The 21,433-nt window shown below is 68.1% G+C and carries 19 protein-coding genes; 12 read left to right on the forward strand and 7 right to left on the reverse strand.

The window, feature by feature from the left end:
• The first annotated feature begins 239 nt into the window (after positions 1–239).
• Both ABZ906_RS15760 and ABZ906_RS15765 read left to right on the forward strand, forming a co-directional pair.
• A complete protein-coding gene (locus ABZ906_RS15760) occupies positions 240–644 on the forward strand; it encodes a phosphoribosyltransferase family protein (RefSeq protein ID WP_361382282.1) in 405 nt (134 codons plus the stop codon).
• Between the two features lie 237 nt (positions 645–881).
• Positions 882–1,343 carry a helix-turn-helix transcriptional regulator gene (locus ABZ906_RS15765; RefSeq protein WP_361382285.1) on the forward strand — a complete coding sequence of 154 codons (462 nt, stop codon included), beginning with the start codon at positions 882–884 and terminating at the stop codon, positions 1,341–1,343.
• 143 nt (positions 1,344–1,486) lie between these two features.
• Here ABZ906_RS15765 and ABZ906_RS15770 read toward each other — a convergent pair whose 3' ends face one another.
• Both ABZ906_RS15770 and ABZ906_RS15775 read right to left on the reverse strand, forming a co-directional pair.
• A complete protein-coding gene (locus ABZ906_RS15770) occupies positions 1,487–2,962 on the reverse strand; it encodes a caspase family protein (RefSeq protein WP_361382288.1) in 1,476 nt (491 codons plus the stop codon).
• Entirely contained in the window at positions 2,959–3,417 is a 459-nt protein-coding gene (locus ABZ906_RS15775) for a hypothetical protein (RefSeq protein WP_361382291.1), read from the reverse strand. Before ABZ906_RS15775 ends, ABZ906_RS15770 begins: the two co-directional genes overlap by 4 nt.
• Positions 3,418–3,882: 465 nt before the next feature.
• Between ABZ906_RS15775 and ABZ906_RS15780 the strand changes: the two genes are divergently transcribed.
• Complete coding sequence (locus tag ABZ906_RS15780) at positions 3,883–4,422, forward strand: hypothetical protein (RefSeq protein ID WP_361382294.1); 540 nt, start codon at positions 3,883–3,885, stop codon at positions 4,420–4,422.
• A 131-nt stretch (positions 4,423–4,553) separates the two neighbouring features.
• On the opposite strand, the gene ABZ906_RS15785 is transcribed toward ABZ906_RS15780, so the two are convergent.
• On the reverse strand, positions 4,554–5,915 hold the full coding sequence (locus tag ABZ906_RS15785; RefSeq protein ID WP_361200875.1) for a glutamine synthetase family protein: 1,362 nt from the start codon (positions 5,913–5,915) through the stop codon (positions 4,554–4,556).
• A 308-nt stretch (positions 5,916–6,223) separates the two neighbouring features.
• Between ABZ906_RS15785 and ABZ906_RS15790 the strand changes: the two genes are divergently transcribed.
• Both ABZ906_RS15790 and ABZ906_RS15795 read left to right on the forward strand, forming a co-directional pair.
• Positions 6,224–6,886 carry a DUF3105 domain-containing protein gene (locus ABZ906_RS15790; RefSeq protein WP_361200873.1) on the forward strand — a complete coding sequence of 221 codons (663 nt, stop codon included), beginning with the start codon at positions 6,224–6,226 and terminating at the stop codon, positions 6,884–6,886.
• Positions 6,887–6,906: 20 nt separating this feature from the next.
• Positions 6,907–7,506, forward strand: a complete 600-nt coding sequence (locus ABZ906_RS15795; protein ID WP_361200871.1) for a DUF305 domain-containing protein — start codon at positions 6,907–6,909, stop codon at positions 7,504–7,506.
• A gap of 141 nt (positions 7,507–7,647) precedes the next feature.
• Here ABZ906_RS15795 and ABZ906_RS15800 read toward each other — a convergent pair whose 3' ends face one another.
• A complete protein-coding gene (locus ABZ906_RS15800; RefSeq protein WP_361383196.1) occupies positions 7,648–8,619 on the reverse strand; it encodes a hydroxyacid dehydrogenase in 972 nt (323 codons plus the stop codon).
• Between the two features lie 431 nt (positions 8,620–9,050).
• On the opposite strand from ABZ906_RS15800, the gene ABZ906_RS15805 reads away from it, so the two are divergent.
• The 4 genes from ABZ906_RS15805 (at position 9,051) to ABZ906_RS15820 (ending at position 13,714) form a co-directional block, all read left to right on the forward strand.
• On the forward strand, positions 9,051–9,905 hold the full coding sequence (locus tag ABZ906_RS15805; protein WP_361200869.1) for an ABC transporter permease subunit: 855 nt from the start codon (positions 9,051–9,053) through the stop codon (positions 9,903–9,905).
• A gap of 50 nt (positions 9,906–9,955) precedes the next feature.
• The gene (locus tag ABZ906_RS15810; protein WP_361200881.1) at positions 9,956–10,819 is read left to right on the forward strand and encodes a carbohydrate ABC transporter permease; all 864 of its coding nucleotides are present in this window, start codon (positions 9,956–9,958) and stop codon (positions 10,817–10,819) included.
• 67 nt (positions 10,820–10,886) lie between these two features.
• Positions 10,887–12,524 carry an extracellular solute-binding protein gene (locus ABZ906_RS15815; protein ID WP_361382297.1) on the forward strand — a complete coding sequence of 546 codons (1,638 nt, stop codon included), beginning with the start codon at positions 10,887–10,889 and terminating at the stop codon, positions 12,522–12,524.
• Between the two features lie 134 nt (positions 12,525–12,658).
• On the forward strand, positions 12,659–13,714 hold the full coding sequence (locus ABZ906_RS15820; RefSeq protein WP_361200865.1) for a LacI family DNA-binding transcriptional regulator: 1,056 nt from the start codon (positions 12,659–12,661) through the stop codon (positions 13,712–13,714).
• A gap of 504 nt (positions 13,715–14,218) precedes the next feature.
• On the opposite strand, the gene ABZ906_RS15825 is transcribed toward ABZ906_RS15820, so the two are convergent.
• Together ABZ906_RS15825 and ABZ906_RS15830 are read right to left on the reverse strand one after the other, a co-directional pair.
• The gene (locus tag ABZ906_RS15825) at positions 14,219–15,037 is read right to left on the reverse strand and encodes an alpha/beta hydrolase (RefSeq protein ID WP_361382300.1); all 819 of its coding nucleotides are present in this window, start codon (positions 15,035–15,037) and stop codon (positions 14,219–14,221) included.
• Positions 15,034–15,843 carry a DUF998 domain-containing protein gene (locus ABZ906_RS15830; RefSeq protein ID WP_361382303.1) on the reverse strand — a complete coding sequence of 270 codons (810 nt, stop codon included), beginning with the start codon at positions 15,841–15,843 and terminating at the stop codon, positions 15,034–15,036. Before ABZ906_RS15830 ends, ABZ906_RS15825 begins: the two co-directional genes overlap by 4 nt.
• A gap of 70 nt (positions 15,844–15,913) precedes the next feature.
• Between ABZ906_RS15830 and ABZ906_RS15835 the strand changes: the two genes are divergently transcribed.
• From ABZ906_RS15835 to ABZ906_RS15845, 3 genes are all read left to right on the forward strand, one after another.
• On the forward strand, positions 15,914–16,441 hold the full coding sequence (locus tag ABZ906_RS15835; protein WP_361382306.1) for a hypothetical protein: 528 nt from the start codon (positions 15,914–15,916) through the stop codon (positions 16,439–16,441).
• Positions 16,442–16,573: 132 nt separating this feature from the next.
• On the forward strand, positions 16,574–18,253 hold the full coding sequence (locus ABZ906_RS15840) for a multicopper oxidase family protein (protein ID WP_361382309.1): 1,680 nt from the start codon (positions 16,574–16,576) through the stop codon (positions 18,251–18,253).
• Positions 18,254–18,345: 92 nt separating this feature from the next.
• Positions 18,346–20,100, forward strand: coding sequence for an NAD+ synthase (locus ABZ906_RS15845; protein WP_361382312.1), 1,755 nt, complete (start codon positions 18,346–18,348; stop codon positions 20,098–20,100).
• Positions 20,101–20,126: 26 nt separating this feature from the next.
• On the opposite strand, the gene ABZ906_RS15850 is transcribed toward ABZ906_RS15845, so the two are convergent.
• Positions 20,127–21,344, reverse strand: coding sequence for an MFS transporter (locus ABZ906_RS15850; RefSeq protein ID WP_361382315.1), 1,218 nt, complete (start codon positions 21,342–21,344; stop codon positions 20,127–20,129).
• Between the last annotated feature and the right edge of the window lie 89 nt (positions 21,345–21,433).

The following is a 21,433-nucleotide window of genomic DNA, read 5'->3' on the forward strand; positions in this document are numbered from 1 at the left end:
GGTCTACATTCTCGGACGTACTGGACGGACTTGTTCCTATCTGCTATTCCCTTCACGACGGCTTTGAGGGAATACTTGCATGCGCCAAGAATGAACCCGCCGACTCTTGGCTCCGCTTACCTTTAGGCTCCCTTCTTTGGACCTTTACGAAAAAGCATAGAGGGTGCATAGAGTCCTCTTACGGAGGAACATTCGACCTCCAAATCCCCATACCATCTCACGCTTCAACCCGAAACGGCGTGAGCCACTTAGAGGAAATAATCCGTCGCGTTCGGGGCTTTTCTGCGGAGTGGACAACAAACGCCCTCGCCAAGACCGATGAATCAAAAGCAGGCGACAGGCGAAGAACGGTAGTTCCCGGTCTGTTTCAAGCCAGCCCGGCAGTCAAGGGCAAGCGAATACTCCTCTTCGATGACACGTACACTACGGGCAGCACCATGGGGAGTGCGGCACACGCACTGAAAAAACAAGGGGCAACCGCTGTAGTCGGCCTCACGCTTGGTCGTCAGCTAAGGGCCGAATGGTCGAATTCTCGCGATTTCGTCGCGTCACTTGAGGCCAGAGAACTGGACACGGACCAATGCATTGTTCACGGACACGGCCGCGAAGACCCATTCGACTTCTTCTACCAGCAGTCTGGGTAGTTCCTGTGCCTGAGGAGCTCATTCGTACCGGATCTGAGTCGGTACTTCACTGATCGAGGAAGAGCCAGAGTCCCTCTCAGCTCTCCCCAAACCCAGCCCGGACAGTCTGTCCGGGCTCTGGCTTCGACAGACGCGCACCCTGGACGTGCTGGTGGCGCTCCCAAGAGCACCTACCCGCCCCGAGAGCGGCTCTGTACCGTGAAACGGGCCCCTTCAAGCATCTGGAGGCAGCACGCAATGCGCGGTCTGGGAGATCACCTCAGCATCGGCGAACGGATCGCCTTCTACCGGAAGCGGCGCAGCTACACCCAAGAGGTGCTGGCCGGCCTGGTCGGTCATAGCACCGACTGGCTGGCGAAGATTGAGACCGGCCGCCGGAAGCCCTCTCGCATCGACATGCTCACCGAGCTCGCGCGCATCCTGCGGGTATCCCTCGGGGACCTGCTCGGACAAGCGATCCTCGTAGAGGACGACAAGCAGCAGGACGACGTGCCGGCCGTGCGCGACGCGCTCATGAGCCCGCGGCGGCTCTCGTGGCTGCTCTTTGGGTCCGAGGCAGAGACTCAACTCCCCACGCCTGCGCCCGTGGCCGCGCGCGTTGAGCACGCCTGGAACGACTACCAGGGCGGTCGGCTCCACGGCGTTAGGCAGCCACTTTGGGGCGAGCCTCTAAGATCATGGCCCAACGTCGTGCTTTAACGGGCAGGTCCACAGACTGCCCGACTCGCCATCAGCTTAACGGGCCATGATCACTCGCCCGAAAGCAGCTCCAGCCCAAAGCCGCTCCACCGACCTTGTCTGGGCGAACACCGAGGACCCGACTTACGTAGAGTCGTTAAACGTCAGTTAAGCCGTGTACGTTCCTCAAGAAATGCGTCTAGCACCTCACTATCTACGGTAATTTCAAGTTTGAGGTTCACGCTGATAGACGCTGCCTCCCCCGTGGCATATCGGTCACTCAAAGCATCAATCTCCGAGAAGTACTGATTGATGAATTCCTTAACCTGCCGGACAGGGGTGTCAGCAATAAGGGCAGTCATCTCGATCAAACGAGACGCTCTGTGAGGCGCAACAATGCCTCTGATTGCCATGGCCCAGTCCATGTAGTCTTCGTAGATGCCAACCAAGTCGCTGGCCATGCGCTTGATCAGGTTAGGGTCGGCCCGATCTGGCGATGCCTCAAATGCCCTGTCTTGCAATTCCTGGCTCAGACACTCGTCGATCCGGCCAGTGATTTTCTGTATCTTTTCTAGAGAACCGTCGACGTAATGACACAGTTGCGCAACACTCATTCGGCGCGACCGAGAAGATCGACCAGCTTCATACTGCGCCCACTTTTCGCTCAAAGAATTCATCCCGAGGCGCAGAGAAGAGGCGTACAGAAGATAATCCCAATGCGGCGGCTTAACGCGAATCAGCTCATCCCGCCCGTCAAGCGTCAGCGGGACGCGCGGGATATCGAGGGTCGCATCATCAACAAACGTACCCGAGCTGAGCGGGTTTCCATCGGATTCATTGACAACTGAAGTTACAATGGCCGATTGATCGAGGATCTGTCTATCGCGACCGGCTGCGGGATTTCTACCCAGAGCCATAACGTCGGAATTTTCAGTGATCTGTTGCTGAGGGATAGGGTTTCCGCTAGCGCGGAGCGAGGCCTGCAAATGCTTATAGATGGAATTCAGCGTTAGGAGACTCTCTCCACCAGAAATCCGCTCTTGCAGAATCCGAAGCAGCTCCCCGGTAAACGCCGTGAAGCGATCCTCTGGATGAGCCTTCGCCACCCCATGCCCGGGCGAGGCAGCCAGCACATAAGTTCCAGCCACGCGTACCTGGTTGAAAAATGCCGTATCCGATTCGGACGTGGATAGCGCACCCGTAATCGCTCGACCCGAGTAACAGCAATCCAAAATTACGACACGGGTCCTGGCCGTGCTTTCCATACACGCATCGCGAATGTGCGAATAGTCCACCCCAGTAAAAGGGAGTCGCAATCCTGGCGCAGTGTTCATGGTGGACAGGAAAAGTTCGTGCCGCGCGGCACTCAGCAACCCATGCCCCGCGTAATAGATCAAGAGCAGATCCTCTGCTTGATCTGCTGCGGTAGTTACCAATTCTCCAACACTGGACTGGTCTTCAGGGTCCAGAAGTGTTGTGCAGTTTTGAGGGGTGACGATGCCCGTAAGATCGTCTGTGAAAGTGTCGAATAGCGCCGATACGTTGTTCTTGACGCCGGGAACATCGGGAAGCTCAGACGACCCATATTGAGAACAGCCGATTAGGACAATGCGGGATTTCTCACTGTCGGGCAGTCTCATTCATCCCCTGCCTTGCTGGCCTCAAGCGCTTTGTTGAGCAATTCAGTGACCTCTTGCACAGTTGCCCTGGTGGCACCAATCTCAACGCTGGTTCCAGTCGGCCCCGTGACCTTCAGCGTGAAATCTGACTTCTTTGGTTGCTGAAACCATGCACTCAAGGAAGTGGCTAGAACTGAAATGACGCCTCCGCTGCCGACAGCAACGGCGAGCAGCTCAACTGCGGTTCCAAGGTCAGCATCCGACGGACTACCAGAAAGCCTCGTTCGCCCACGAAAACTGGGGTCGAGCCGCAGCCAAGACTCCAGGGACTCAAGCTGCCTTCGATCGTCGGCGTCGATGACAGTAATTTGAGCTTCAATTGGCCATGCTGCGGTCAACGGTTCCGCCACCTTCCAGATGCACGATGCATTCCCCCATGCGTTATTCATGATAATACGGGGGCGGTTGATACGCATGGTGGTTTTAGGAAATTTGGCCACTTGCAGTCGAGGGCCGCGATACCTAGCAGCTCAACGCCACAAGCGCCCTCCCGGGCCGTCCTGGGCCGTGGAAGGGCGCTCGTTGGTGACCAGCGCTGACAACTGGCGACGGCTGCGCCGCAGTTCAGAGCGTTGATCCAGTAGAGGGCCGCAGGTCACGGCCGTCCGTGATCGGTTGTGGCTGTACTGGTCCGCGACCATGAGTCCAGCGATCAAGCGACGGAAGAGTCTTGCGCCCCGAGAAGGATCACTCAGCGGCCGGAGCCGGCCGCCGTGGCCAGTTCGCCCCCTTGTGAGGGCTTGGTGCACCTGCCACACAGTTGATAGGTGAACCTGCAGGGGGGAGCGTGTCGTATGGCTGCGTTAGGTGGGGACGGGACCGAGCCGTCAGCTTGGGCAGTTGAACGGTTCGGGAGACAGGCCAGCGCGCTCGCTGCCGCCGTGCCGCTGCAACTGGTCAGGGCGCACGCGAAAGCGCACGACACGCACCTCACGGCAGGCCTGAAGAAGCGGAGCCCATACGGGGTAACGCGCGCGCAAGCCGTACGCGAGTACCTCGCGTACATGGCTCGGGAGTTGGGCGAGGCGGTTCGCGACGTGCGCGGCTATGAGTACGCGGTGGTCAACGAGTGCGCCCTCTTCCCATACCGGTACTCAGACCGGCCGCGACCACTTGACCGCGCTCGGCTGCCCGCAAACGTGTCCCCCACGCGCCGGCGGCTGTTCTGGGCCCACGGACCGCAGCAGCCGGAGGGGCTGTTCGAGCTTGATGGTGGCCTCACGACAGAGGAGTACCGCGGGCTACACGAAGCGTTCGAAGAACTCGGAGCCACGACAAAGCTCGTCTGCGTGTTCTTCACCGCGGATGCGGAGAACGGCATCCACGTCATCCAATGGGGCGAAGCCCTTCTCGAACCTGACCGCTCCTTCACGTGGCCGCACAGCGAGCAGCTCACGGTTGCGCCCGTGCCGCTGGAGTGAGGCATAGGCGGCCCGGTCTGGCGCCAGACGGCCCACAGACGGCCCAGTCGCAGTCAGACAGCCGAGAGGTCCCACGGTCGCTGACCGTGGGACCTCTCCGGTAAGTGCGCGAGAAGTGCTCTGACCTGCGACTAAAGCACGGGCAGGTTCTTCCGCAGCTCGAACGCCGTGACCTCGCTGCGGTACTCCTCCCACTCCTGCTTCTTGTTGCGCAGGAAGAAGTCGTAGACGTGCTCGCCGAGCGTCTCGGCGACCAGTTCCGACCGCTCCATCAGAGCAATCGCCTCCCCCAGGTTCTGGGGAAGCGGCTCGATGCCCATCGCGCGGCGCTCGGCATCGCTCAGGGCCCAGACGTCGTCGTCGGCGCCCGGCGGGAGTTCGTAGCCCTCCTCGATGCCCTTGAGGCCCGCGGCGAGCAGGACCGCGTACGTCAGGTACGGGTTCGCGCCCGAGTCGATCGAGCGGACCTCCACCCGGGCGGAGCCGGTCTTGCCGGGCTTGTACATGGGCACGCGGATGAGCGCGCTGCGGTTGTTGTGGCCCCAGCAGATGTACGAGGGTGCCTCGCCGCCCGCGCCTGCCGTGCGCTCCGAGCCGCCCCAGATGCGCTTGTAGGAGTTCACCCACTGGTTGGTGACCGCGGAGATCTCGGCGGCGTGCCGCAGGAGGCCCGCGATGAAGGAGCGGCCGACCTTGGAGAGCTGGTACTCGGAGCCGGACTCGTAGAAGGCGTTGCGGTCGCCCTCGAAGAGGGAAAGGTGCGTGTGCATGCCCGAGCCGGGGTGCTCGGAGAACGGCTTCGGCATGAAGGTCGCATTGACCCCCTGCTCCAGCGCGACCTGCTTCATGACCAGGCGGAACGTCATGATGTTGTCGGCGGTGGAGAGCGCGTCCGCGTAACGGAGGTCGATCTCCTGCTGGCCCGGCGCACCCTCGTGGTGGCTGAACTCGACCGAGATGCCCATGGATTCGAGCATCGTGATCGCCTGGCGGCGGAAGTCCATCCCGACGTTCTGCGGGGTGTGGTCGAAGTAGCCGGAGTTGTCGGCGGGGGTGGGCCGCGAGCCGTCCAGCGGCTTGTCCTTCAGGAGGAAGAACTCGATCTCGGGGTGGGTGTAGAAGGTGAACCCGAGGTCGGAGGTCTTGGCCAGGGCGCGCTTGAGGACATAGCGCGGGTCCGCGAAGGACGGGGAGCCGTCGGGCATCAGGATGTCGCAGAACATGCGGGCGGTGCCGGGGGCCTCCGCGCGCCAGGGCAGGACCTGGAACGTCGACGGGTCCGGCTTGGCAATCATGTCCGACTCGTACACCCGGGCGAATCCCTCGATCGCCGAGCCGTCGAAGCCGATGCCTTCGTCGAAGGCCTGCTCCAGCTCCGCGGGAGCCACCGCGACCGATTTCAGGAAGCCGAGGACATCCGTGAACCACAGGCGTACGAACCGGATGTCGCGCTCCTCCAGAGTCCGGAGCACGAATTCCTGCTGCTTGTCCATCTTCCGCTTCCACCCATCCTTGCTGGTCAGGCCGCCTGCGTCCCCGCTGCGTTCGGGCCGTTCTTGCGTTCGGGGACACATCGGGGCACATGAGCATCCCACCACACGGTTTCGAGCGCGTTGCGGGCCATGTGCCGCCCTGTGCCCATAGTGCCTGCTGATCGGCGCGCCCGTAACAGCGGGCGGCTTCGACTACCCCTACAGCCCGCCCGGCTCGCCCATTACGATCAGCGAACCGCTCCACCTTGTTCCGCATGTTCTGCCACGCGCGTCCCGCCCTTTACGTCGTCACCGCCGAAGGACACATCATGGGTTCCGCCAAGAAGTCGAGCACCGCATCCCGCAAGGCCCGAATAGAGGAGATGCGCAGGGCCGAGCGCGCACGCGACCGCCGGGGGCGTGTCATCACGATCACCCTGAGCGCGGTGGTGGTCGCCGCGCTCGTCGTCGGCGGTGTCGTCCTCTTCCAGAAGGGCGAGGACTCCGACACGGCATCCGACGGGAACTCCGCGCCGACGTTCAAGACGACCGCGGACGGCGAGAAGGTCTGGGACGCCAAGAAGCTGGGCCGCACGCACGTCACCAAGGACGTCAGCTACTCGATGACCCCGCCGGTGGGCGGCGACCACGACCAGGTCTGGATGAACTGCAACGGCGACGTCTACAAGGACGAGCTCCCCGAGCGCAACGCCGTGCACTCCCTGGAGCACGGCGCGGTCTGGGTGACGTACAACGACAAGGCGAAGCCCGCCGACCTGAAGAAGCTGGAGCAGAAGGTCAAGCAGACCCCGTACTCGCTGATGAGCCCCGTCAAGGACCAGAAGGACCCGGTCATGCTGTCGGCCTGGGGCCACCAGCGCACGGTGACCGGCGCGGACGACCCGAAGGTGGGCTCCTTCTTCTCGAAGTACGTGCAGGGCAAGCAGACCCCTGAGCCGGGCGCCGCCTGCACGGGCGGCAAGTCCCAGTGAGGCGGCGCACCTGCTGGGCCGTGGGCGCCGTGGCCGCCGTGGTGGTGGCCGGCGGCGGGATCACGGTCGCGGTCGCCTCGTCGAGCGGCTCGTCCGGCGCTTCCGTCCCGTCCACGGAGTCGGCCGACGCGGGCTTCGCCAGGGACATGGCCACGCATCACCAGCAGGCCGTGGAGATGTCGTACATCGTGCGCGACCGCACGAAGGACGAGGAGATCCGCCGCCTCGCGTACGACATCGCCCAGACGCAGGCGAACCAGCGGGGCATGCTGCTCGGCTGGCTCGACCTGTGGGAGCTGCCGAAGGTGCCGGAGAGTGCGCCGATGGAGTGGATGGGCATGGGGGACATGCCGCCGGGCGAGGACGGCGCGCTGATGCCGGGGATGGCGACGAACACCGAGCTGAAGAAGCTCGGGAAGCTGGACGGGCGGGCCGCGGAGGTGCGCTATCTCCAGCTGATGATCAAGCACCACAAGGGCGGGGTCCATATGGCCGAGGGGTGCGTGGACCGGTGTGAGGTGGGGGCCGAGGTGCGGCTCGCGCGGGGCATGGTGGCTTCGCAGGAGTCGGAGATCGAGCTGATGACGGATCTGCTGAAGGCGCGGGGCGCGAAACCGTAGGCACGGGGCTTTGCGGTGCCGTCATCGCCGGCTGCGCCGAGCTCGTCCTCACACGCCGGACGGGCTGACAGTTCCCCGCGGGTCCGGCGAGTTCTGTCAGCCGCCCGGCGCCTGACGACCGGTGTACGGGGCGGAGCCCGTTCACGCCATCCGCGGCAGCTCCTCCCTCAGCAAACGCCCCCGCAGCTCCTCCCCCCGCACGAACCTCTCCACCTCCCCCACCGCGTACTCCCCCAGCCGCCGCACCTCGCTCCCCTGCGCCCCCGCCACATGCGGGGTGACCAGGACGTTCGGCAGGGTCAGTAGGGGGTGACCGGGTGGCAGGGGCTCGGGGTCCGTCACGTCCAGGAACGCGTCCAGGCGCCCCGCCCCGCACTCGCGGGCCAGCGCTCGCGTGTCGACCAGTGAGCCCCGCGCCGTGTTGATGACGGTGCCGCCGTCCGGGATCAGCCGCAGCATCTCCTCGCTCACCATGCCCCGCGTCTCGGGGAGTTGGGGCGCGTGGACGCTGACGATCGAGCTGCGCCGGCACAGCTCCGGCAGGTCGACCAGCTCCACGCCGAGCCCCGCCGCCTCCTCCCGGCTGACGTAGGGGTCGGTGAGCAGCACCCGCATGCCCGCGTCGGAGGCGCGCAGCCCGGCCATGACCCCGCGGCCGATGCGGGAGGCCCCGATGATGCCGACGGTGCGGGCGTCGGCGCCCGTCCGTTCGGTGAAGGGCGGCCACCCGGAGGAGTAGCCCGCCGCGGCCGAAAGGGCGCCCTTCGCCGCGAAGGTGATCGCGGCGAGCGTGTAGGCCACGACGGGCCCCGCGTTCGCGTCGGCCGCCGAGGAGACCACCACGCCCCGGTCCCACAGCGCGTCCGTCACCACGGGTTTCACCGATCCCGCGGCATGCACGAGGGCCCGCAGCCGGGGCGCGTGGGCGAGGACGTCGGCCGTGACCGGCGGGCAGTTCCAGCCGGTGACCAGGATCTCCGCTTCGGCGAGCACCGCACGCGCGTCGGTGCCGGTGAGGGAGCCGCTGAGCAGGCCGGGCGCCAATTCCACGCCGCGGGCGAGCCGTTCGCGGATGTCGGGGGCGAACACCCGCTCCGCCACGTCCGCGCTCATGGCGAGCGCGGCTCTCGGCCGACGGACCGGCGCACTGACCGACGTACTGGCCGACGCACCGACCGGCTCACTGACCGGCTCACCGACCGGCGTACTGATCGGTGCGCTCTGCAACTCTGCCTGGTCTGCCACGCGTGACCATCCCTCGTAGTAACCGGTTACCCAACAGCGCCTGGAGGCTAGGCCGAAGTCGGGACGGCGGTCAAGAGATCGCGGGGTCAGGGGGGTTGACCGGCGTTAGTAACCGCTTTAGATTCCGGTCACCTTGTTCCGACGACGGAGGGGCTGCCGTGTCAGCGGTGACGAAGGACCGGACGGAAACCGAGGCGGTGAAGCCGCCCGGCGAACGCGAAATCCTGCCAAATGGCAACAAAGTAAAGCGTGATGAGCGATGGAAACGGTTTCGCTCCTCGCGAGTCCTGTTGCTGCTCATGGTGCCGGGGGTCGCGTACTTCCTGGTGTTCCACTACGGCGCGTTCATCGGGAACGCCGTCGCGTTCAAGGAGTACGTCCCCTTCGACGGCCTCTGGGCCAGCCCCTGGGTCGGCTTCGAGAACTTCGACCGGATGTTCGGCGACCCGGAGTTCTGGCACGCGACCTGGAACACGCTCTTCCTCGCGGTGCTCCAGCTCGTCTTCTTCTTCCCGGTCCCGCTCGGCCTCGCCCTGCTCCTGCACAGCCTGACCTCGGACCTGACGCGGCGCTTCGTGCAGTCCGTGGTCTATCTCCCGCACTTCCTGTCGTGGGTCATCGTCGTCGCCCTGTTCCAGCAGGTGCTCGCCGACACCGGCCTCCTCAACTCCGTGCTCGGGCAGGCGGGTCTGCACTCCGTCGACATCATCGGCAACCCGGACGCGTACCCCGCGCTCGTCGTCGCGCAGGTCGTCTGGAAGGACGCGGGCTGGGGCACGATCATCTTCCTCGCCGCGCTGATGCAGGTGGACGAGCAGCAGTACGAGGCCGCCGCCATCGACGGGGCGGGCCCCTGGCGCCGCTTCTGGCACGTGACGCTGCCGTCCATCCGGCCGGTCGTCATCCTGCTCCTGATCATGCGGCTCGGCGACATTCTCTCCGTCGGCTTCGAACAGATGCTGCTGCAACGGCAGTCGGTGGGACCCGAGGCCGGTGAGGTGCTCGACACCTTCGTCTTCTGGCAGGGCATCGTCGGCGGCGACACCGGATACGCCGCGGCGGCGGGCCTGTTCAAGGGCGTGGTCGGCGCGATTCTCGTCTTCGCGGCCAACAAGGTCGCCCATCGCCTCGGCGAGCAGGGGGTCTACAAGTGAGCACGAAAACCGCCGCGATACGGGCCGGACGCCCCCCACGCCCCTCCTGGATGGAGAAGCCCAAGCCGGTCACCCGGGTGGCCAAGGCCCTGGCGATCGTCACCATCCTGGTCATGGTCTTCGTGCCGTTCCTGGTCATCGTCTCGACGTCGTTCGCGTCGAACCGCGAGGTCATCGCCAACGGCGGCTGGGTCCTGTGGCCCACGCACCCGACCCTGCGCGCCTACGAGCAGGTCTTCGAGGGCGGCATCGTCACCAAGGCGCTCGGGGTCAGCGCCGGCATCACGATCATCGGCACCCTCGCCTCGCTGGCGTGCACCACGTTCCTGGCGTACGCGCTGAGCCGCCCCAAGGTGTACGGCGGGAAGCCGATCCTGCTGGTCGTCCTGTTCACCTTCCTCTTCCCGCCCGGCATGATCCCCGCGTTCCTGCTGGTCAAGGGCATGGGAATGCTGGAGAGCTATAGCGCTCTGATCGTCCCCGTCCTCATCAACGTCTTCAATCTGGTCGTCCTGCGGGGCTTCTTCCAGGGCGTTCCCGAGGAGTTGTTCGAGGCCGCGCGGCTCGACGGCGCGAACGACTGGCAGATCCTGTGGCGGGTCGTGCTCCCGCTCTCCAAGGCGGCCCTCGCGGTGGTCGGCCTCTTCTACGCGGTGAGCTACTGGAACGCCTGGTTCCATGCCTCGATCTATCTGGAGTCCGACCACTGGCCGCTCCAGCAGGTCCTGCGCACCTACGTCATGGGCGGCTCGCAGATCGCGGACACCGGGCTCAGCGACGCGGCGAACGTCTCGGCCCCGCAGACGATGCAGATGGCCGTCCTGGTGATCGCCACCGTGCCGATCCTGATCGTCTACCCCTTCCTCCAGAAGTACTTCACCAAGGGCGTGCTCACCGGCGCCATCAAGAGCTGAGCCAGTTCCTCGTGAGCTGAGCCAATTCCCGTGGTTTTGAAAGGTTGTCACTGTGTCCGGTTCCTCGATGTCGCGCCGTACGCTGCTGCGCTCCATAGCCGTCGGCGGGGCCGCGGTCGCGGCCCCCTCCCTGCTCACCGCCTGCTCCACCGGCTCCGGCTCCGGCGGTTCGGTCAGCAACGCCAACAAGAAGGCGGCGCCCTGGCCGACGTACACGCCCGCCAAGGGCCCCACGCCCGACCTCGCGCCCACGACCGAGGGCGTACAGCCCGGCTTCACCAAGTACCCCGGGAAGCTGGTGCAGGCGACGGCCGAGAAGCCGGGCAACGGCAAGCAGAAGATCAAGGTCATGACCATCACCTACGGCACCCCGCCGAAGCCGGTCGGATCGAACAAGTTCTGGCAGGCGATGAACGAGGCCCTCGGCGTCGAGGTCGAGTTCTCCGTGGTCCCGGACGCGGACTTCCGCTCCAAGATGTCCACGCTGATGTCGGGCGACGACCTGCCCGACATGATCAACTTCGGTGGCGGTTACGTCCTGCCGCGCGAGTCGCAGTTCGTGAAGTCGCGCTGCGAGGACCTCTCGGACCACCTCTCCGGGGACGCCGTCAAGGACTACCCGAACCTCGCCAACATCCCCACGTACGCCTGGGAGGGCATGGGCCGCGTCTCCGGCCGCATCTACGGGCTGCCGATCGAGCGCGCCAAGGTGCAGGGCGCGATGTTCATCAACCGTGAGGCCTTCGACAAGGCGGGCTACAAGCCGGGCATGGCGGCGGCCGACTTCCAGTCGATGGCGCGCGAGGCCTCCCGGAACAAGAAGTCCGCGCTCGGCGCCTCGTCGGTCGGCTTCTTCGGCTACCTCTACCACGCGATGTGGCACGGGGCGCCGAACCAGTGGCAGATCAAGAACGGCAAGGTCACCGACATGTTCGGGACCGACGAGTTCAGGGCCGCCCTGGAGTACATGTCCAAGATGCGCAAGGCGGGCTCGTACAACTCCGACGCCACCTCGATCTCGCAGGTCGACCTCAAGACGCAGTTCTACAACGGCACGGTCCGCTCGATGACGGACGGCTGGGGCGCGGCCATCTCCAACGCACAGGGCATCAAGGACGAGTTCACACTGGACGCCGCCGTGCCGTACGTGGTCGACGGTGCGACGCCGGTCTACCAGCAGAACCGCGGCTGTTTCGGCTACACCGTCATCAAGAAGGCGTCCAAGGACCGCGTCAAGCTGATGCTGCGGGTCCTGGACTGGCTGGCGTCGCCGTTCGGCTCCAAGGAGTACGAGCTGATGCACTCGGGCGTCGAGGGCACGCACTTCGAGTACGACAAGAACGGCGACCCGATTCCTACGTCGCTGGGCCTGGTGGAGAACAGAACGAATCTCCCCTTCGCGTATGTGATGGACGCACCGCAGCCGCTGTACTTCCCCGGCTTCGCCGACCTGACCAAGCGGCTGCACACGTGGGAGAAGGCGGTCGTCCCGAACCTCGTGCGCGACGACCACTGGGGCCTGATGTCGGACACGTACAACCGGCAGGGCGCGTCCATGCAGCAGATCGTCGAGGACGGCGTCACGGCGATCGTCTCGGGCCGCAAGAAGCTGTCCGACTGGGACGCCGTCTACAAGAAGTGGCAGGCGCAGGGCGGCGAGAAATCGCGCGAGGAGTTCGCGAAGGAGTACGAAGCGGCGCACTGATCCCGGCGGGCGCGGGATGCGTGCGGGCGCGGGATGATGGGTCCGGGGCAGGCTGCGGACAGGCTGCCGTGGGGGCAACCCCGCCCCGGATTCTGCTACTTGTACGTGACGGGCCGAGGACTTGAGGAGACACAGTGGGCGAGCGGGTCACCATCCGCGATGTGGCGGCGCGGGCGGGCGTCTCGGTCGCGACCGTCTCCCGGGTCCTGGCGGGCAACTATCCGACGTCGACGGCGTCGCGGGCGAAGGTGCTGCGGGCCGTCAAGGACCTCGACTACGTCGCCAACGCGCACGCGCGCGCGTTGGCGGGCGCGGGCCGCAAGACGATCGCGGTGCTCATGTTCGACGTGGTGAGCTCCTTCTACGCACATGTGGCGCAGGGCGTGGAGATGGAGGCGGCCCAGCGGGGCAGGCTCACCCTCGTCTCGTCGACGAACAGCGACCCGGCCCGTGAGCTGGCCCTGGTCCAGATGATGCGCGAGCAGGCCGCGGAGGCGGTGGTGCTCGTGGGTGGTGTCATCGAGGACGACGAGTACCGCGAGCGGATGGCGCGGTACGCGGAGGCGCTCGCGGCGGCGGGCTCCCGGCTCGTCCTGTGCGGGCGGCCCGCGCCCGCGCCGGACGTTCCCGCGCTGGTCGTCGAGTACGACAACGAGGCGGGCGCGTACGCGATCACGAGCCATCTCCTCGGGGCGGGCCACCGCAAGATAGCCCTGATCGGCTACCAGCCCGGCCACACCACGGGCGAGGCCCGTGTCGCCGGGTACCTGCGGGCCCTCGCCGATCACGGGGTGCCGCGCGAGGAGGCGATCCTGCACGGCATCGGGTTCGGGCAGAACCACGGTTACGAGGCGATCATGGACCTCCTCAAGAAGGCGGACGGACGCCCCGACTTCACGGCGGTGTTCGCGGGTGACGACAGGGTGGCGGCGGCCACGGTGATCGCGCTGCGGGAGCACGGGCTTCGGGTGCCCGAGGACATCTCGGTGGTCGGCTACAACGACGATCCGGTGGCCGCGGACATCACCCCCGGCCTCACGACCGTGCACATCCCCGCGGAGGAGATGGGCCGCACGGCGGTCCGCCTTGCTCTGGCGGGGGCGCCTCGATCGGGCCAGGAGAGGCATCTCCTGGGGACGCACATCGTGATCCGGGAGAGTGTACGGGGGCTCCGGGGGAGCCGGTCCTAGCCCGGTGGCTTCGGGCGAGCCCGCAGCGACGCCACTTTCACAGTGACCCGGCGGTGTCCCCGGGCCGGGGGGGCGGCGTTCCTCTGCAACCCGGCGGTATCCCCGGGCCGGGGGGACGCTGCATCCCGGTTGCCCGGCGGTATCCCCTGAACCGCCGCTTCGCGGCGGATGTCTCCCACCCACCCACCCGATTACCCGGCAGCTGCGAGGTGCCCCGCTCAACCGGTGGGTGGGTGGGCGGGCTGATTCCGCTGCGGGGTGACCGGGCGGCTGGGCGGTGTGAATCTGCTGCGGGGCAATCGGGTGGGTGGGCGGGAAAAGTTCGCCGCGAAGCGGCGGGCAGGGAGAGCACCGGCAGTCGGCGACGCACCCGAGCAGGACCCGATGCCGGGTGATCGGGTGGGTGGGTGGGGAAGGTTCGCCGCGCAGCGGCGGGTAGGGAGAGCACCGGCAGTCGGCGACGCTCCCGAGCAGGGGGAGATTCGGCGCGGAGCGGCGGGCGCTTCAGCGCGGCGTGGTGAGGATCGTCTCTGCCACTGACCGAGGCGCGTCCCGTATCAGGAGGTGGCCCGAGGGGTGGGCCACGTGGAAGGCCGCTTCGAGTGATGCGGCGAGCTTGCGCTGACGGGTGAGCCACGCCGTCCCTCCCCCCGCATACGCCGCCAGTACCGTCACCGGGAGCCGCCCCCGCAGGGGGAAATCCCGGCGGAGGTCGGCTAGTTCGACCGCCACGTCGCCGTACGTGGCGTACTCCAGGAGCGCACCCCGCAGCACCCGGCTCGCCCCGTAGACCCGCCGTACCTCGTCCGCCCGCGCCGCGTCCCCCCGTACCGCCGCCCTCCGCAAGGCAGGGCCGAACGCGCGCGGCAGCCCCGCCCCGGCCAGTACCGCCCCGCACGCCACCGCCGCCCCCACCCGCACCCCTCGCGGAACCCGCACCCCCGGCCGTTCCTCGACGCTGGAGTCGGCCAGGACCAGGCCCGCCGTACGCGCGGGGAAGAGGCGGGCGAACGCCTCGCAATGGAAACCGGCGAGCGAGTGTCCGACCACGGTGGCCGGGCCGGGGATGCCCACCGCGTCCAGGACCCGCGCGATCCGCTCGGCCTCACCCGCGAGCGTGGGCGCCACGCGCGCGTGCCCGCTCAGTCCCGCCCCCGGCCGGTCGAAGCGGACCACCGTCCGCCACGGGGCCAGGAGCTCCACCACCGGGTCCCAGTCGAACCACGCGAGCCCGAGCCCCGCGCTCAGCACACACACCGGCCCGCTCCCCGTCACCTCCACGTGGTGCGGCACTCCCCCGGCCCCGAGCCGTACGAATGTCATCCGCGTCGCGCCACCTCACTCGCGAGCAGCCCCACCCAGGCCGCGATGAGCAGCACCTGCAACCGCTGCCCCATCCCGAGCGCCCACGTGCCGTACCCCGCGTCGAACGCGGCGATGGCGGCCAGGGTCCAGACGGTGGCGGCCAGTTCGAGGAGGACGAGGAGCAGGCAGAGGGGGCTGACGAGGGACGGCAGGGTCCCGTACCACCGCGCCGCGAGCGTCAGCGCCACCATCCCCGCAAGCGCCCCCGTCACCGCGACACTGCTGCTCACCACGTGCGCCGCGTGCGCCAGGGGCAGGAGCCCCGCCCGCTCGCTCGCCTCGCAGACCGCGTCGGCGGTCGGCGCGCAGCTCATCGGCAGCCGGGAGTCGATCACGGTGGCCGCCCCGTACAGCGCGATCCCCGCCCACCCCAGCACCGTCCCCCGCCGGCGCGGCAGCCACCGCAGCGCGCCCGCGGCGCCCGCGAGGACGAGCAGCCCGGCGGTCAGGTCGGTCGTGCGGAACAGCGTGCCGTACGGCTGGTCCAGGGCGGCGAGTTCACTGACGTACGAGCTCACCGGCGAGAGCCCCGTCCCGAGGAAGGCTTCGCCGAGCCACGCGCTGTAGGCGACGGCGCCGAGCACGAGCAGGAGCGCGACGGCGTTGCGGGGGCCGGATCCGGTCCGGCTCACGACGGGCCCGACACTCGCGACGGACCCGACGCTCGCGACGGACCCGACACGCGCGACGCCACTCGCGGCACCGCTCACGGCGCCACCCGCGACCGCCGATGCCGTCTGTACCGGTTTATCCGTATTCGCCATGGGGTCATGATCGGTCCGGCACCGGGGGGCCGCACGTCGTCGGATACCCGGCCGGGGTAAGGTTCCGCCAATGGTGGCAACGGAGAGATCAGCGAACGGCAGGCAGCTCCTGCTGCTCGCCGCCCTGCTCTTCGGCATCGTGACGATGCATACGCTGGGCCACCCCACGGGGCACTCCGCGAGCACCGCGACGAGCCACACCGCGAGCCATTCGACGAGCCAGTCAGTGAGCCAGACGGTGAGCCAGTCGACGAGCCAGACGGTGAGCCAGTCGACGAGCCAGTCGGTGAGCCACGCAAGCGAACAGGCCGCCGGTCAGCATGAGATGAGCGCGGCCCACCCGGCACCGGACACGGCAGCCCCCGCGGACGCGAGCGCCGACAGCGGAGCCGCCGGAACCGGCGGGATGGACCCGCTCTCCGTATGCCTGGCCGTCCTCGCCGCCCTCACCCTCGTCCTGCTGCTCAAGGCGGGCCTGCTGCGGCCCGGCGGCTTCGCCGTCGCCGTGCGGCCGCTCGCCCGGCTGCTCGACGGCCTGCGGCCCAACCCGCCGCCGCCCCGCATACTCCTGTCCCGCCTCTCGGTGCTGCGCATTTAGGCCGACGCACCGGCTGCTTCGCTGCCCGCGAACCGATGGGGCCCCTGGTGGGAACCACCGGCGTCGAGCGGTGTATCAGAAGCAGCAGATGCGCCCATCTGCACGCACCACCACGACGAGGTGTACTCAGCCATGCGCAATCAACTCCGAGGCGATCAACACCCCCTGCGCTTCCCTTCCCGCCGCGCCCTGCTCGGCGCCGCGACCGCCGTCGCCGGTTCGGGGCTCCTGGCGGCCTGTTCCGGCTCCGGTTCCGGTTCTTCGGGACACGCCGGACACGGCAGCGGCTCCGAGCCCCAGGGCAGCCCCGAGGGCTATGTCGACCCGTCCGGCAAGGAAGTCGCCGCCGCGGAAAAGAAGCGAGCAGGCAGCGGCACGGTCCGCGAGGTGAAGCTCACGGCCACGACGACCGAGGTCGACCTCGGCGGCCGCAGCGTCAAGACCTGGGCGTACGGCGACCGGCTGCCCGGCAGGGAGGTCCGCGTCACCGCGGGCGACACCCTCGCCCTCACGCTCGCCAACCATCTCCCCCGGGCCACGTCCCTGCACTGGCACGGCCTGGCGCTGCGCAACGACATGGACGGCGTCCCCGGCCTCACCCAGAAGGCGATCAAGCCCGGCGCCGACTTCACCTACCGCTTCGCGGTGCCGCACCCGGGGACGTACTGGTTCCATCCCCACTCGGGCACACAGCAGGACCGCGGCCTGTACGCGCCACTGATCGTCGAGGACCCCAAGGAGCCCCTGAAGTACGACAAGGAGTGGGTCGTCGTCCTGGACGACTGGGTCGACGGGGTGGACGGCTCGACACCGGACGGTGTGCTCGCCGAGCTCAGCAAGGGCATGAGCGACCACGACATGGGCGACGACGACATGGGCGGCCACGGCACGGGCGGCCACGACATGTCGAACATGTCCGAGCCCGAAGCCGCGTCCTCAGGCCCCTCGGCATCCTCGGCGTCCTCACCGCCTTCAGGACCCTCCCGCATGATGATGGGCGCCAAGAGCGACCTCCTCGGCGGCGACGCGGGCGACGTGGCCTACCCGCACTACCTGATCAACGGCCGTACACCGGACGCCCCTTCCTCCTTCAGGGCCCGCCCCGGTGACCGCATCCGCCTGCGCATCATCAACGCGGGCGGCGACACGGCCTTCCGGGTGGCGCTCGGCGGCCACGAGATGACGGTGACGCACACGGACGGCTTCCCGGTGGAGCACGCGAAGACGGACGCGCTGCTGCTCGGCATGGGCGAGCGCTATGACGTCCTGGTCACCGCCAAGGACGGCGCGTTCCCGCTGACCGCGGCAGCCGAGGGCAAGAAGGCGGCGGCGCTCGCGGTCCTGCGCACGGGCGGCGGCGCGGCACCCGGCCCCTCGGTCCGCCCCGGGGAGCTGAAGGGCCGCCTCCTGACGGCGGACAAGCTGCGGGCGGCCCGGTCGGTCGCCCTCCGCTCCCGCAAGCCCGACCGGACGATCAGGATCCAACTGACGGGCGGCATGGCGAAGTACGACTGGGCCTTCGACAAGAAGCCCTACTCGCCCGGCCAGCGCCACCCGGTCCGCGCGGGTGAACGCGTCCGGCTGGTCTTCGCCAACTCGACGGCGATGTGGCACCCGCTCCACCTGCACGGCCACACCTTCACCCTGGCGAACACCCCGAACGGCCCCCGCAAGGACACCGCGGTCATCCTGCCGAACGGCACCCTGACGGTGGACTTCGATGCCGACAACCCGGGCCTGTGGATGCTCCACTGCCACAACGTCTATCACTCGGAGGCAGGAATGATGACGGTCGTCGGATACCGCGCCTGACCGGCGGCCAGCCCGTGGGGCGCCCCCTGCGTGGGGCGCCCCACACCTGCCGCACAGGACATCGCGTCGCTCTGACGATTAGACTGTGTTCCGTGCCTCAACTACGCCTCGCCCTGAATCAGATCGACTCGACCGTCGGCGATCTCGCCGGGAACGCGGAGGCGATCGTCCGCTGGACCCGGCACTCCGCCGAGCAGGGAGCGCACCTCGTCGCGTTCCCCGAGATGGCGCTGACCGGCTACCCCGTCGAGGATCTGGCCCTGCGGTCGTCCTTCGTCGACGCCTCGCGGGCGGCGCTGCGTACGCTCGCGACGCGGCTGGACGAGGAGGGGTACGGCGAACTGCCGGTCGTCGTCGGCTATCTCGACCGCACCGAGGAGGCCAAGCCGAAGTACGGCCAGCCCGCGGGCGCCCCGCGTGACGCCGCCGCGGTGCTGCACCGCGGCCGGGCCGTTCTGACGTACTCCAAGCACCACCTGCCGAACTACGGCGTCTTCGACGAGTTCCGCTACTTCGTGCCGGGCGAGACCCTGCCGGTCGTGCGGGTGCACGGCGTCGACGTCGCGCTCGCCATCTGCGAGGACCTCTGGCAGGACGGCGGCCGCGTCCCGGCCACGCGCACGGCGGGGGCGGGCCTCCTGCTCTCCATCAACGCGTCGCCGTACGAGCGGAACAAGGACGACCAGCGTCTTGAGCTGGTGCGCAAGCGTGCGCAGGAGGCCGGTTGCACCACCGCCTACCTCGCCATGATCGGCGGTCAGGACGACATCGTCTTCGACGGCGACTCGCTCGTCGTGGACCGCGACGGCGAAGTCATCGCGCGGGCACCGCAGTTCTCCGAGGGCTGTGTGGTCCTGGATCTGGAGCTGCCCGCCGCCGCTCCCGAGCCGCCGTCGGGCGTCGTGGACGACGGGCTGCGCATCGAGCACGTCACCCTCTCCGAGGAGCCCCTGGCGTACGAGCCGGAGCTCACCGGCGGGTACGCCGAGCGGCTCGACGACGACGAAGAGGTGTACTCGGCGCTGGTCGTCGGGCTGCGCGCGTACGCCGCGAAGAACGGATTCAGCAGCGTTCTGGTCGGCCTCTCCGGAGGCATCGACTCCGCGCTCACCGCCGCGATCGCCTGCGACGCGCTCGGCGCGAAGAACGTGTACGGCGTCGCCATGCCGTCCCGCTACTCCTCGGACCACTCCATCGGCGACGCGGAGGACCTGGCCCGGCGTACGGGGCTCAACTTCCGTACCGTGCCGATCGCGCCGATGTTCGACGCGTACATGGGCTCGCTTGGTCTGAGCGGTCTCGCCGAGGAGAACCTCCAGTCGCGGCTGCGCGGCACGATGCTGATGGCCCTCTCCAACCAGGAGGGTCACATCGTTCTCGCACCGGGCAACAAGTCCGAGCTCGCGGTGGGGTATTCGACGCTCTACGGCGACTCGGTCGGGGCGTACGGGCCGATCAAGGACGTCTACAAGTCCGTGGTCTTCCGGCTCGCGCAGTGGCGCAACCGTGCGGCGCTGGACCGCGGGCAGACTCCGCCGATCCCGGAGAACTCCATCAGCAAGCCGCCGAGCGCGGAGCTGCGGCCCGGCCAGGTGGACACGGACTCGCTGCCGGACTATCCCGTCCTGGACGCGATCCTGGAGATGTACGTGGACCGCGACCAGGGCGCGGACGCGATCGTCGCCGCCGGGTACGACCGTGAGCTGGTCGTCAAGACGCTGCGGATGGTGGACACCGCCGAGTACAAGCGGCGGCAGTATCCGCCGGGCACGAAGATCTCCGCGAAGGGCTTCGGCAAGGACCGGCGGCTGCCGATCACCAATCGGTGGCGCGAGAAGTCCGTCTGACCCCTCGCGCCCGTCCGGCCGCCTGCCTACCCGGCGTGGGTCGTCTCGCGGTCGGGCACCGAGTGCGCCGCCACCAGGCGGCCGCTGCCGGCCACGGGCGAGCGCAGGTCCACCAGATACGCGAGCCCGGCCACGGCCAGGCCGAGCACCGCGAGGAACGCCCCCGCCACCGCGGGCGACGTCACGCCGAAGCCCGCGGCGAGCGCGATGCCGCCGATCCAGGCGCCGCCCGCGTTGGCGAGGTTGAACGCCGCCTGGTTCGCGGACGAGGCCAGGGAGGGGGCCGCGGACGCCTTCTCCATGACCATCAGCTGCAGCGGCGAGCCCGTCGTGAACGCCGCCATGCCGAGCAGTGCCACGGCGATCGCCGCGCTCCACGCGGCCCCCATCATGAGCGGGAAGAAGGCGAGGACGACGACCAGGGCGGTGAGCCCGCCGAAGAGCGTGCCCCGCAGGGAGTGGTCGGCGAGCCGGCCGCCGAGCAGGTTGCCCGCGGTCGCGCCGACACCGAACAGGGCGAGCAGCAGCGTGACGCTGGATTCGGCGTAGCCCGCCGCGTCCGTGAGCATGGGCGTCACATAGCTGTACGCGGAGAACAGGGCGCCGAAGCCGGCGACGGTCGTGCCGAGCGCGAGCCAGACCGGAACGCTCCGCAGCGCCCGCAGCTCGCCGCGCAGGCCGCCGCTCTCGCCGTGGGCGTGGTCGGCGGGTACGAAGAAGGCCAGCGCCGCGATCGCTCCCAGGCCGATCGCGCTGACCGCGAGGAACGTGGCGCGCCAGCCGAGCTGCTGCCCCATGGCCGTGGCCACGGGCACGCCGACGATGTTGGCGACGGTCAGGCCGAGGAACATGAGCGAGACCGAGCGCGCCTTGCGCTCGGGAGCCACCAGACCGGTGGCGACCACCGCGCCGACGCCGAAGAACGCGCCGTGCGGAAGGCCGCTGAGGAAGCGGGCGGCCATCAGCCAGTGGTAGTCGGGGGCGGCGGCCGAGAGCGCGTTGCCCAAGACGAAGAGCACCATCAGGCCGATGAGGACGCGGCGGCGCGGCATGCGCGCGGTGACCGCGGCGAGCAGCGGGGCACCGATGACGACGCCCAGGGCGTACGCCGAGACCAGGTGTCCGGCGGTGGGGATGGATATGCCCAGGTCGTCGGCGACGTTGGGCAGCAGGCCCATCATCACGAACTCGGTCGTACCGATGCCGAAGGCGCCCACGGCGAGGGCGAGCAGGGCCAGGGGCATGAAAAACCTTCCGGGGGGAGCGCAGGAGGGGATGCATCGGGGAGGGGATGCAAGGGGGACGGGTGTTCCGTAAGTTTACGTACGGAACA

It is taken from the genome of Streptomyces sp. NPDC046925 (assembly GCF_040644915.1).
In the GTDB taxonomy this organism is placed as follows: domain Bacteria; phylum Actinomycetota; class Actinomycetes; order Streptomycetales; family Streptomycetaceae; genus Streptomyces.